This is a genomic window from Streptomyces sp. NPDC004667, from assembly GCF_040609475.1.
Taxonomy (GTDB): Bacteria; Actinomycetota; Actinomycetes; order Streptomycetales; family Streptomycetaceae; genus Streptomyces.
Window position 1 is genome coordinate 36,980 of sequence record NZ_JBEXKC010000016.1, and the last position, 12,177, is coordinate 49,156.

Here is a 12,177-nt window from a genome sequence, read left to right on the forward strand (position 1 = left end):
ATCCACCCGGACACGTCGGGCGACAGGCCTCACGGTGGTCGTATCACGGCGCCGGGTCATGTCGGGCGCGTACGGTCCGCGACGTCCCGGCGCGTCACCGAACGTCATTCCGACGGCACGCTCCGGCCCCGCGCGCGCCGGGTGTCCGGGGCTGCTCGCACCCGCGCGGACCAGGGCCGACGCCCGGCGCTCCCCGGCTCACCGGGCGCTTCGGGTGGCGCTGACCGATAGTGAACCCAAAGGACCACCCTGACCCGGGGATGCTCATGGACCGCTATCCGCCCATCGCCGAGCACGGTCTCATAGGTGATCTGCAGACCGCCGCGCTCGTGACCTCGAACGGCGTCGTCGACTGGTTCGCGGCGCCCCGCTTCGACTCCCCCAGCATCTTCGCCGCCCTGCTGGACCACGACCGCGGCGGCTACTTCCGGATCGCGTCGGCGGACCCGCAGGCCCGCTGCAAACAGCTGTACTACCCGGACACCGCCGTCCTGGTGACCCGCTTCATGTCCCCCGACGGAGTGGGCGAGGTACTCGACTGGATGCCGCCGCACACCGGCCGCGCCCCCGCGGTCCGGCACACCCTGATCCGCACCGTCCGCACCGTGCGCGGCACCGTCCGCTTCGACATGGAATGCCGCCCCCGGTTCGACTACGGCCGGGCCTCCCACCGGCTGGAGCTGAGCCCCGAGGCCGCCGTGTTCCGGGCGCCGGGAGCCTGCGCGCACCTGCAGAGCACCTTTCCGGTGGAGCGTGACGGCGACGACGTACGGGGCTCCTTCACGCTGAAGGTGGGCGAAGCGGCGGCGGTCGTCCTCACCGTCCGCGGAGCCGACGCGCAGACCCCGCCGCCGCTCTCCGTCGACGGGATCACCCACCAGCTCTGGGAGGCCGCCGACTTCTGGCAGAGCTGGGTCCGGGGCTCCAACTACCGGGGCCGGTGGCCCGACATGGTCAACCGCTCCGCCATCACCCTCAAGCTCCTCACGTACGCGCCCAGCGGAGCCCCGGTCGCCGCCGCCACCATGGGCCTGCCCGAACAGATCGGCGGCGAACGCAACTGGGACTACCGCTACACCTGGGTCCGCGACGGCTCGCTGTCCGTACGCGCCCTGCTCGACCTCGGGTTCGTCGAGGAGGCCACCGACTTCACGCACTGGCTCGGTGACCGGCTGCGCGAGTCCGCGGGCAGGAACGGCGAACCGCTCCAGATCATGTACCGGGTCGACGGCGAACCGCTGCTGTCCGAGGAGATCCTCGGTCACCTGGAGGGATACCGGGGCTCGGCGCCGGTCCGGCTGGGCAACGCGGCCGCCGACCAGTTGCAGCTGGACATCTACGGAGAGGCGCTCTACGCCCTGTCCGAGGGACACCAGATCGCCGTGCAGGCCGGCTACCAGGGCTGGAAGGTGCTCTCCCGGACGCTGGACTGGCTGGCCGGCTCCTGGGACCGCCCCGACGAGGGGATATGGGAGACGCGCGGCGGCCGCCAGGACTTCACGTACAGCCGGATCATGTGCTGGGCCGCCTTCGACCGGGGCCTGCGGCTGGCGGAGGAGTTCCGCCGGCCCGCCGACACCGCGCGCTGGACGCGGACCCGCGACGACATCCTGTACCAGGTCATGGAGCGCGGCTGGAGCGAGTCCGGCCGGGCCTACGTCCAGCACTACGGCAGCGACGCCGTCCTGGACGCCTCCCTCCTGCTCATGCCCCGGGTCGGTTTCGTGGCGCCCAAGGACCCGTCCTGGCTCTCCACCCTGGACGCCATGGACCGCACCCTGGTCTCCGACAGCCTCGTCTACCGCTACGACCCGGCCGCTTCCCCGGACGGCCTGCGCGGCTCCGAGGGCACCTTCAGCCTCTGCACCTTCCTGTACGTGGACGCGCTCGCCCGGGCCGGGCGCCTGCGGCCCGCCCGGTACACGTTCGAGAAGATGCACACCTACGCCAACCACGTCGGTCTCTTCGCCGAGGAGGTGGGCCCCAGCGGTGAGCAACTGGGCAACTTCCCGCAGGCGTTCACCCACCTGTCGCTCATCATGGCCGCGTGCACCCTCGACGAGGCGCTGGACCGCCGGCGCGACTGAGTCCACGGCTGAGTCCACGGCGGGGCACTACGCCCGGGACCTCGGCGGGTAAGGGGCCGCGGGGGTCAGGAGGATGGCGGTGTCGCCGGCGCCCGGCGTCGGCGGTCCGGCCTCCGTGGCGGCGGCCAGCCGCCCGTCCGGCCGCACCAGGAACAGCGTGTCGTGTCCCGCCGGGACGCCCTCGTCGGCCGGTACGACGACGATGCGGGCGCCGTCCGCGTACCGGTGGGCCAGTTCCGGCCGGTTGAGGCCGGGCCCGAACAGTGCCTCGCTGCCCGTGTACGGGGCGACGACGCCGTGGCCACGGGTGGGTGGTGCCAGTCGGTGGACGGGACCCTCCACGGTCTCCTTGAGGGTCATGAACGCGAGGGCGTTGAAGTCGTCCTCGTCGGTGAGCAGCAGGACGTCGGTGATGCCTTCGAGTTCGGCGCCGGCTCCGGTGGCGGCGGCGAGGAGTTCGCCCGGGGCCAGGTCGAGTCCGGCGTCGGTGATGCGGCGCCGTTGGCCGTCGAGCCCGGCCCACATGAGGACGTCCAGGCCCGCGGAGCGCAGGGCGCGCCCGAGCTCGATCACCCAGGGGTCGCCACCGACCAGGAGCGGCCGGGACCGGGCCGAGCGGCGGACGCCGAGCCGACGGGCCGCGGGTACCGCCGTCAGGCCGTACACCGTGACGGTGGCGACGATCACCACGAAGGTCGCGGGAAGGATCTTCTGTGCGCCGCCGACGCCGGCCGCGACGAGGGAGACGGAGAAGGTGGAGGCCGTGGCCGCGGCGACGATGCCGCGGGGGGCCATCCACCCGATGAACCAGCGCTCCCGGTGGGGGACGTCGGTGCGGGCGGTGCAGAGCTGCGCCACCAGCGGCCGGACGACGAGGACGAGCGCGGCGACCAGTCCCAGGGCGGGCAGTGCCACGTGGCGCAGGGACTGCGGGGTGACGGTGGCCGAGATGGAGATGAACAGCAGGCCGATGACGAGCGAGACCAGGGTCTCGAAGAAGGACCGGCGGGCGGGCATGTCCAGGCCGGGCAGGTTGGCCAGGGCGATCCCCATGACCACGGCGGCGATCAGGCCGGTGTCCTCGCGGAAGGCGTCGCAGGCCGCCGCCACCGAGACCACGGCGGCGAGCTGCGCCGTCGTGGCGAGCACCTCGTCGAGGGCGACGTGGCGCAGGAGCAGCCAGAGGAGGGCCGTGCCGACGGCGCCGCCCGCGAGGCCGACCGCGGCGCTGCCGCAGAACATGGCGGCCTTGGCGGTGATGCTCTGCTGTCCGTTGGCCAGGACCCCGTGGAAGACCAGGGCTCCCAGGATGCCCCCGAGCGGGTCGATCAGGGAGCCCTCCCAGAGGAGGACGCGTTGCAGGCGCTCCGTCGGACGGACGAACGCCAGCAGCGGCCCGACGACGGTCGGGCCGCTGACCACGAGGATCGCGCCCAGCATCACGGCGGCGCTCGATGACATGCCGAGGACGGGGACGGCGATCAGGGCCGCGGCCGGCCAGGTGACGAGCGCGCCGAGGCACACCAGCCGGACCACGACCGTGCGGGTGTGGCCCTTGAGGTGGCGGAGGTCGAGTCCGAGGCCGGAGTCGTAGAGGATGACGGCGACGGCCAGGGAGACGAGCGGGGAGAACGCGGGACCGAGCAGCTTCTCGGGGTTGACGTCGTCGGTCAGCGTGCCCGCGAGGAATCCGGCCGGCAGCAGCAGGAGGAGCGCCGGGACGCGCAGCAGGCTCGCGATCACCTGGCAGCCCACGGCGAGGGCCACGACCAGTCCGGTGCCGAGCAGGATCTGATTCGTCGTCATGGCGGGCCATTGTGACGTGCCGCGGCGGCCGGAACGCCCCGGCGGGGATGTGGGCGGCGAGCGTGTCGGTCACCTCCGCGCACCTTCACCCCGGTCTACGGTGGGACCCGCGATCCCGGCCCCCGTGTCGGGTGACCGCGGTGGCCGGAGCGTTCCGCCCCCGCCGCCCCGCCCCCTCGCAGCAGTCGGCCCTGACCGGACCCACCCCCTCGGATGCGAACCGTATGAGCGATCCGCGCGAGCCCATGCATCTGTCGCGACCAGCCGCGAACCCCGAGCGCCGCTGGCCGATGGCCGCGGCCGTCATCACCTCCGCGGTGTTGACCCTGCTCCTGCCCGACGACCTGCGGCTGGGACCGCGATGGGCGCTCCCCCTGGTGGAGGGACTGCTCCTGGTGGCGCTGGTCTCGGCCGACCCGGTCCGGATCAGCCGCCGCTCGGCCAGGTTGCGCGGGGTGGCGATCACCCTGGTCTGCGTGATGGCGGTCGGCGCGTTCTGGTCGACCGTGCGGCTGATCGACGACCTCATCCACGGTGGGAAGGAGACCGGGTCGGCGTCCGCCCTCCTGTTGGCCGGCGGCAGCGTCTGGACCTCCACGGTCCTCGTGTTCTCCCTGCTGTACTTCGAGCTGGACAGCGGCGGACCGGCCGCACGGGCGCACCACATGCCGCGCACCCCGGCGCTCGCCTTCCCCCAGCACCTCAGCCCCGAGCTCAGTGCGACCCACTGGCGCCCCCGCTACGTCGACTACCTCTACCTCGGGTTCACCAATTCGACCGCGTTCAGCCCCACCGACGTGATGCCGCTCGCCGCCTGGGCCAAGATCGCCATGACCGTCCAGTCCGTCATCTCCCTGGCCATCCTGGGTCTCGTCATCGCCCGGGCCGTCAACGTCCTCGTCTGACGGACGGCCGGACCACGGCGGCGCCGGGCGGCGCCGCCGTCCGCGTGGCCGGGCCGTCAGCCGCCGCCGGTCGTGCCGCCCGGTTCGGGGCCGCCGCGCCCGAGGTCGGCATCGGTGAGTTCCTCCAGCTCGCCGTGGGTGTCCAGCCAGTACAGGAGGAAGACGGCGGGGCCGACGAGCACCAGGGCCACCAGCGTCACGAACACCAGCCACGTCAGGGTGGAGGGGGCCCCCGCCGCGTCGGCGACGGTCAGCGAGGTGGGGATGAGGTACGGGCGCTGGGCCAGGCCCCAGGCGAGGACGGCCCCCGCGACGACCGCCACCGCACCGGCCCGGACCGGGAGGCCCGGGGTGCGCGTCAGCAGCCACGCGGTGGCGCAGGTGGCGACCCCGGCCACGAGGGTGAACACGAGCCCCACGCCGTGGGTGAGGCCGTGCCACACGTACGGGGCGTCCGTACGGGTGACGAACAGCGTGATCACGGCCAGCACGGCGACCGCTCCGAGCGCCGCCAGCGCCCGCGCCCGGAAGTAGCCGACCAGATCGGGCGCGTCGAAGCGGCGCGCGTCACCGGCGAGGAACACCGCGCCGAGGAAGGCCGTGGCGGTGACGGCCAGCAGTCCGAACAGGAGGGAGGTGGGGTTGACCCAGATGTGCGCCTCGGGTTCCGTGCCGGGCGCCGCCCGCCCGGAGGCGATCCCGCCGGCCGCCGCGCCGAGGAAGAAGGGCGTGACCAGCGAGGAGAGGGCGAACAGGGCGCCGAGCAGCCGCTGTCGGGCGAGCCGCCGTGCGGCCTTGCGGAAGGCGAAGGAGGCGCCGCGCAGGACCATGCCGACGGCGGCCAGGGCGAGCGGGAGCCACATCGCCGAGAAGACGGTCTGGAAGAACGTCGGGAATCCCGTCCACATGATGACGAGGACGAAGATCAGCCAGACGTTGTTGACCTCCCATACCGGGGACATCGCGTGGTCGATGAGCCACCGCGGCCGTTTGCCGCGTTCGGCCCCTCCGGCGACCAGGTCCCAGAAGCCGGCCCCGTAGTCGGTGCCGCCCGCGCACGCGTACGCCGCCACGGCGAGCAGCAGGACGAGGGCGATGAGCCCGGCGGTCACGGCCGGCCGTCCTCGGACGGGGCGGATCCGCCGCCGGCGCCGGGCGGGCCGCCCGCCGGGACGGAGGGACGGGGCCCGTACGGGGTGTCCGTCTCGGGCTCCCCGGCCGTGCCCCCGGCCGCCTGCCGCGCGTCGGCGAGCCGCCATCGGGTGCGCATCTTCAGGAGGACGGCGAGGAAGGAGCCGAAGACGAACACGTACACCGTGACCACCAGGCCGAACATGATCCACAAACTGGTCGAGCGGGTCGCGGTCACCGCCTCGGCGACCCGCATGTTCTGGTACACGATCCAGGGCTGGCGCCCCACCTCCGTGGCGACCCAGCCGCATTCCACGGCCACGACCGAGGCGACGCCCGCGCAGGCGGCGCCGCGGTAGAACCAGCGGGAGCCCGGCAGGCGGTGGTGCCTGAACCAGACCAGCGCGTACCAGAGGGCGAGCAGCACCAGCACGGATCCGATCACGACCATGAGGTCGAAGGCCCAGTGGGCGATGGTCGCCTGGGTGGCCGTGGGCCGGTCGGTCTCGGGGACGGAGCTCAGTCCGATCACCTTGGTGTCCGGGCTGAAGCCGGCCAGGATGGAGTCGAGCTGGGGGATTTTGATGCCGCCGGAGACCGATCCGTCCGGGTGCAGACGGCCGAACATGTACTCGGGCACATGGGTGCCGGTGTCCCAGACGATCTCCAGTGCGGCGAACTTGATCGGCTGTTTGTGGAACACCGACCGGGCGATGGAGTCGCCCAGCATGAACTGGACCGGAGTGGCCACGGCCGCGAGGGTGAAGGGGACGGCGAAGCCGAGCCGGTGGTAGTGGTCCCGGCGGCCGCGCAGCCAGCCGACGGCGTAGACCCCGGCCACCACGTACCCGGCGGTCAGCAGCATGCCCACGACGAAGTGCCAGTACTGCGGCCCGAACATCGGGGTGAAGACGGCCTTCCAGATGTTCACGTCGACCGGGTTGCCCTCGGGGTCGAGGGAGAAGCCCTGCGGCGTGTTCATCCAGGAGTTGGCGGCCAGGATGCCGAACGCTCCCATCAGCGCGACGGCGGGGAGCGGGAGCCCGAGCAGGAAGTGCGTACGGGGCTTGAGCCGGCGCCAGCCGTAGAGGTAGATGGCGATGAGCACCGCTTCGAGGAAGAACGCCCACGCCTCGACACCGAACCCGATCCCGAACACGTCGCCCCACCTGCCCATCAGGCCGGGCCAGAGCAGGCCGAACTCGAAGGAGAGGACGGTGCCGGTGACGATGCCGACGGCGAACTGCACCGCCATCACGGCCGACCAGCGCCGGGCCAGCAGCAGGGCGGTGGGGTCGTTGTGGCGCAGGCCGCGGTGGTGCATCACCAGGGTGATGAGCGGCAGGGCCACGCCCATGGGCACGAGGATGATGTGGGAGGCGAGGGTGAAGGCCATCAGCTCCCTGGCGGGGAGCAGCTGGGCGGGGGCGTCGGCGAGCAGGTGGACCGTGGTGTGCATGCGTGCCTTCGCTGCTAGTGCCGTGACCGGCGCGCGGGCGAGGGGGGTCAGCCGCCGGTGGCGAATCCGGGGAACAGGGTCATTCCGCCGTCGACGTAGAGGGTGGCGCCGACGACGTAGTCCATGAGGTCGGACGAGAGGCCGACGACGGCGTGCGCGATGTCGTCGGGATCGCCGATGCGCTTGTACGGGATCAGCTTCAGCAGGTCCTCGCGCGCCTGCGGGGTCTCCCAGGCGTCGCGGTTGATGGGGGTCTTGATGGCCCCGGGGGCGACCGCGTTCACCCGGATCCGGTGCGGTGCGAGCTCCTGGGCCAGGGTCTCCATCATCATCTGCACGCCGCCCTTGGAGGAGGCGTAGTTGACGTGTCCGGCCCACGGGATGATCTGGTGCACCGAACTCATGCAGATGATCTTCCCGGCCGCGCAGGACACCTCGGGGACCACTCCGCGGCGCATGAACTCCTTCGTCGCCTCGCGGGCGCACAGGAACTGGCCGGTGAGGTTGACGTCCAGCACCTTCTGCCACTGGGCGAGGGTCATCTCGGTGAACGGGGCGTCCCGTTGCAGGCCGGCGTTGGCGACCATGATGTCGATCGTGCCGAACTCCGCCACCATCCGGTCCACCATGGCGACGACCTGGTCCTCCTGGGACACGTCCGCCTCGTAGGCGGCCGCGCGCACGCCGTACGAGGCGATCTCGCGGACGACCTCCTCCGCGGATTCGCGGTCGGCGACGTAGTTCACGACCACGTCGGCACCGGCCTTGCCGAGGCCGATGGCCGTCGCCTTGCCGATACCGGAGTTGGCGCCGGTGACCAGCGCCTTCTGTCCCTTGAGCAGATGGGCCGGAATCACACCCTGCGGTGCGCCCACGGTGGAATCCACGTCGTGCTGCCTCCTCGATGCGCGGCCCCGGGCGACCGGACCGACCGACGGCCCACACAAGCAGCGGCGGCCGCCGCCCGCCCGCCGGGCGGGCTCCGGTTGGGCCGATCGGCCGAGGATCTTCCTCCGGTCGGCGCAGGGGCCGGGGCGGTCAGTTCAGCCGGGCCAGGAGGTGGTCGCCGACCCGCAGGGCGTTGGCGATGGCGGTCAGGGACGGGTTGACCGCGCCGATGCTCGGGAAGAAGCTCGTGTCGACCACGTAGAGGTTGTCGAGGTCGTGGGCCTTGCAGTCGGTGTCCAGGGCGGAGGCGGCCGGGTCCGTGCCGAACCGGACGGTGCCCGCCTGGTGCGCGGTGGCCCCGATCGGCATGCCCTTGTGGAGGTAGATGCTGTGCGGCAGCAGGTGGTGCTCGTGCATGCCCAGGTGTCCGAGCATGCCCTGGAGCTTGTGCCGCAGCCGCTCCAGACCCTCCGTGTTGTTTTTCTCGTCGAGTGCGAGGTGGATGGCGCCGTCGCGGTCCAGGGTGACCCGGTTGTCCGGCATCGGGAGGTCCTCGCCGCACAGCCAGAAGTCGACGGCGTGGTGCGCCAGCACCTCGAACGGCATGTCGGGGGTGACCGCGCCGGCCCAGCGCGGGGCTTCGCCGTGGATCTGCTCGGCGTCCGACTTGCCCAGCATCTGGATGCCGCCCAGCGGGTGGTCCCAGTCGTCGGCGCCCAGGTACCAGTCGTGCAGCGCGAGGGTCTTCTGGAACTGCGTGTCGTTGGGTTCCTTCGACACCGCCATCAGGGCCAGGTTGTTGTGCCGCATGTAGTGGCGGCCCACGACGTCGGAGCTGTTGGCCAGTCCGCGCGGGTGGCGGTCGTTGGCCGAGGCCAGGAGCAGGGCCGCGGAGTTGACCGCCCCGCAGGAGACGACCACGATGTCCGCGGAGAACCGGGTCTCGGAGCCGTCGGCGCCCCTGACGACGACGGCGGTGACGCTGCGGCCGGTCGCGTCGGTCTCCAGCCGGACCACGTGGGCCTGGGTGAGCAGTTCGACGTTGGGGTGCTCCAGGGCGGGCTCCACGCAGATCACCTGGGCGTCGGACTTGCCGCGCACCAGGCAGGGGAAGCCGTCCACCCGGTTGCAGCGGATGCAGACGCTGGAGGGAACGGCCCGCCCGTCGGCGTCCTGGACGAGGTCTACGCCGATGGGCAGGTGGAAGGGGTGCAGCCCCTTCCTCTCCAGGTCGTCGCTCAACCGCTGGATGCGCGGCTCGTGTTCGACGGGCGGGTACGCGTACTGCGCGCTCACCGGCCCCTCTCCGGGATCCTCCCCGTGCCTCCCGTGCACGCGGTAGAGGTGCTCGGCCTGCGTGTAGTACGGCTCCAGGTCCTCGTACCCCAGGGGCCAGGCGGGCGAGATGCCGCCGTGGTGGCGGAGCTCGCCGAAGTCCTCGGGCCGCAGCCGGAAGAGGGCGGCTCCGTAGAACTTCGTGTTCCCGCCGACGTAGTAGTTGACCTCGGGCGGGAACGCTTCCCCGTGCTTGTCGAACCAGAACTCCGGGGCCCGGTACTTGCCCTTGACGAACACCGCGGTGGAGTCCCAGTTGTCCCGCTCCCGCGGCAGGTAGCCGCCGCGTTCGAGGAGGAGGACGCGTTTGCCGGACGGCGCCAGCCGGTGGGCGAGGGTACCGCCGCCCGCGCCGGTCCCGATGATGATGACGTCGTAGTGGGGGAAGTCGCCCACGTCGACCACCGTCCTTGGGGTCGCGGCCCTGCCATCGCGCCAGGACCTGTCGCTCCGCGGTGCGTGCATCGGGGCGTTTCCGCCCATTCGAACGTAGCCGCCCTTCTCCCGGACGGCGACCCGGCGGGGCGGGCACCGGCGCGGACCGCCGTCACAGCACGGCGATCGGGTTCACGGGGGACCCGGTGGCGCCCGGCAGCCGCAGCGGGGCGACCACGCACAGGAAGCTCCAGCGGCCGGCCCGTTCACAGGCCGTGACCAGCTCCTCGAAGTCCAGGTAGTCCATCAGGTGCATGCCCATCGCGTGCACGGCCAGGACGTGCACGGGGAAGGCTACGTCCGCCACCGCGCAGGGGGCGGTGTCGTTGTTGCCGTCGCTTCCCAGGACGGCGACCTGCCGCTCCGCCGCGAACGACAGGGCGTCCGGGTGCAGGCCCGCCCGCGCCGAGGCCGCCTCCCACGCCCCGAGTTCCGCGCGGCGGCGCCGGTGCCCCACCCGGACGAGCAGCAGGTCCCCGGGGCCGACCCGGACGCCCTGGGCGGCCTCGGCGGCCGTCAGGTCCCCGGCCGTCACGTGGTCCCCCGGCTCCAGCCAGGGCACGCCCCGCGACCGGGGGACGTCCAGCAGCACGCCCCGCCCCACGATGCCGTCGCGGACCGCGTCGAGGGAGAGCGGGCGCGGGCCCGTGGCGCCCGCGTCCCCGGCCGGGGCCCCGCCGTACAGTCCGCCGTCGAAGATCACGTGGTTGAGCGCGTCGAGGTGGCTGTCGGCGTCCCCGTGGACGTTCATGGCGAAGTGGTCGAGGGCGAAGTGCAGACCTTCCGCGGTGGCCTCCCCGGGGGCGGGCCCGGTCACCCGGTACTCGGCGGGCTCGGGGTCGTCCGGACCCGGCCCGGTCTCGATCGGCGCGGCGAGGGACACCGTGTGACCGAGTCGGACCTCGGCGGCGGCCGCCGCGACGCGTTCGGGGGTCAGGTGGCGCAGCGCCCCGATCCGGCCGTGCGGATCCGGGCCGGACCGGTCCGCCGCGCGCAGCCGCTCGTACAGTGCCCGGAATTCCCGCGCGCTCATGCGCGGGCCGGCCGGGGTTTCGTGGTGCCGGGCCATCGGATCGCCGCCTTCCCGCCGACGGTGGGGTGTGCCGGTGCCGCCCGGCCTGGTCTGCGTCCGGTCCCGCTCAGCCGGCGCTCCCCCAGGGACTCAGGCCCCAGCGGAGCACGTGCCGGGCCCCCGGTTCCAGGACGGCCAGGTCCGTGCCGGTGCGGAAGGCGTCCGCCGGGCAGGACATGGCCTCCACGGCGACACCGCGGCGCCGCTCGGGCTCCGCCAGGGTGTCACCGGTGTACACCTGCACGCAGCGGGTGCCCTCGCCGAGCCACACGTCGGTGCCGTGCCGCCCCGAGGGGTGTGCCAGCCGGACCACGGCCCGGCCGTCCCCGTCGCGGTCGAGTCCGGTGAAGGCGGTGTCCAGGTGCACCGCGCCGATGGGGCGGGGGGTGCGGAAGTCGTACTCCGTGCCCTCGACGGGCTCCTCGCCGATCGGCAGGCCCGCGTCGTCGGTGCGCAGCCGCAGGCGGGCGGGCACGGTGAGCAGCGCCTCGTCGACCCGCCCGGTGCCGACCGTCAGGTAGGGGTGTTGCCCCACGCCGTACGGCGCCCTCGTGGTGCCGGTGTTGGTGGCGCGGACGATGACCTCCAGCCCGGTGTCGTCAAGCCGGTAGTCGGCGGTCACCTCCAGCAGGAAGGGGTACCCGGGCTGGGGGTGGAGCGTGGTGCCGGCCCGCAGGGCGTCGCCGGAGCGGTCGAGCAGGCGCCAGGGGGTCCAGCGCAGCAGTCCGTGGATCGCGTTGTGGTGCTCCGGTTCGCTGAGCGGGAGTTGGTGGTCCGCGCCGTCGAAACGGTAGCGGCCGCCGCCGACCCGGTTGGGCCAGGGCACCAGCAGCTGCCCGCGCCCGCCGGTGACGGGGGCGTCGGCGGCGAACCCGTCCAGCAGGGGCCGGCCGTCCGCCTCGTAGTGGCGCAGGGCGCCTCCGAGTTCGACCACGACGGCGCGCTGGCCGCCGTGGCGCAGCTCCCACTGCTCACCTGTCGGGCCGAAGGCCCCCGGGGTCTGCGCGGACATGGGGTGTCTCCTCGGGCGGGTGGAACGGACACTTCCAATCTCGGTCA

At 72.9% G+C, this 12,177-nt stretch carries 9 protein-coding genes; 2 read left to right on the forward strand and 7 right to left on the reverse strand.

Annotation, left to right across the window (positions count from 1 at the left end; all coding sequences use genetic code 11):
* The first annotated feature begins 266 nt into the window (after positions 1-266).
* Positions 267-2,087, forward strand: a complete 1,821-nt coding sequence (locus tag ABZW32_RS11945; protein ID WP_356214436.1) for a glycoside hydrolase family 15 protein — start codon at positions 267-269, stop codon at positions 2,085-2,087.
* A 27-nt stretch (positions 2,088-2,114) separates the two neighbouring features.
* On the opposite strand, the gene ABZW32_RS11950 is transcribed toward ABZW32_RS11945, so the two are convergent.
* Positions 2,115-3,893, reverse strand: a complete 1,779-nt coding sequence (locus tag ABZW32_RS11950; protein ID WP_356214438.1) for a cation:proton antiporter — start codon at positions 3,891-3,893, stop codon at positions 2,115-2,117.
* A 224-nt stretch (positions 3,894-4,117) separates the two neighbouring features.
* On the opposite strand from ABZW32_RS11950, the gene ABZW32_RS11955 reads away from it, so the two are divergent.
* Positions 4,118-4,798: a hypothetical protein gene (locus ABZW32_RS11955; protein ID WP_356214440.1), complete on the forward strand. Its 681-nt coding sequence runs from the start codon at positions 4,118-4,120 to the stop codon at positions 4,796-4,798.
* A gap of 56 nt (positions 4,799-4,854) precedes the next feature.
* Here ABZW32_RS11955 and ABZW32_RS11960 read toward each other — a convergent pair whose 3' ends face one another.
* The 6 genes from ABZW32_RS11960 to ABZW32_RS11985 all read right to left on the reverse strand — a co-directional run bounded on the left by ABZW32_RS11960 (position 4,855) and on the right by ABZW32_RS11985 (position 12,130).
* Positions 4,855-5,910 (reverse strand): cytochrome d ubiquinol oxidase subunit II, encoded by a 1,056-nt coding sequence (locus tag ABZW32_RS11960; RefSeq protein WP_356214442.1) that lies wholly within the window; start codon positions 5,908-5,910, stop codon positions 4,855-4,857.
* Positions 5,907-7,388 carry a cytochrome ubiquinol oxidase subunit I gene (locus tag ABZW32_RS11965; RefSeq protein ID WP_356214444.1) on the reverse strand — a complete coding sequence of 494 codons (1,482 nt, stop codon included), beginning with the start codon at positions 7,386-7,388 and terminating at the stop codon, positions 5,907-5,909. The genes ABZW32_RS11960 and ABZW32_RS11965 overlap by 4 nt, the downstream gene beginning before the upstream one ends.
* 47 nt (positions 7,389-7,435) lie before the next feature.
* Positions 7,436-8,230 carry an SDR family oxidoreductase gene (locus tag ABZW32_RS11970; RefSeq protein WP_356214586.1) on the reverse strand — a complete coding sequence of 265 codons (795 nt, stop codon included), beginning with the start codon at positions 8,228-8,230 and terminating at the stop codon, positions 7,436-7,438.
* Between the two features lie 196 nt (positions 8,231-8,426).
* Positions 8,427-10,007 (reverse strand): GMC family oxidoreductase, encoded by a 1,581-nt coding sequence (locus tag ABZW32_RS11975; RefSeq protein WP_356214446.1) that lies wholly within the window; start codon positions 10,005-10,007, stop codon positions 8,427-8,429.
* Between the two features lie 151 nt (positions 10,008-10,158).
* The gene (locus tag ABZW32_RS11980; RefSeq protein ID WP_356214588.1) at positions 10,159-11,079 is read right to left on the reverse strand and encodes a cyclase family protein; all 921 of its coding nucleotides are present in this window, start codon (positions 11,077-11,079) and stop codon (positions 10,159-10,161) included.
* A 106-nt stretch (positions 11,080-11,185) separates the two neighbouring features.
* A complete protein-coding gene (locus ABZW32_RS11985; RefSeq protein WP_356214448.1) occupies positions 11,186-12,130 on the reverse strand; it encodes an aldose 1-epimerase family protein in 945 nt (314 codons plus the stop codon).
* Positions 12,131-12,177 lie beyond the last annotated feature (47 nt).

Coding starts and splice junctions, on each gene's coding strand:
- ABZW32_RS11950 (WP_356214438.1), bottom strand. CDS start 3,893: ATGACGACGAATCAGATCCTGCTCGGCACCGGACTGGTCGTGGCCCTC.
- ABZW32_RS11985 (WP_356214448.1), bottom strand. CDS start 12,130: ATGTCCGCGCAGACCCCGGGGGCCTTCGGCCCGACAGGTGAGCAGTGG.
- ABZW32_RS11955 (WP_356214440.1), top strand. CDS start 4,118: ATGAGCGATCCGCGCGAGCCCATGCATCTGTCGCGACCAGCCGCGAAC.
- ABZW32_RS11965 (WP_356214444.1), bottom strand. CDS start 7,388: ATGCACACCACGGTCCACCTGCTCGCCGACGCCCCCGCCCAGCTGCTC.
- ABZW32_RS11945 (WP_356214436.1), top strand. CDS start 267: ATGGACCGCTATCCGCCCATCGCCGAGCACGGTCTCATAGGTGATCTG.
- ABZW32_RS11980 (WP_356214588.1), bottom strand. CDS start 11,079: ATGAGCGCGCGGGAATTCCGGGCACTGTACGAGCGGCTGCGCGCGGCG.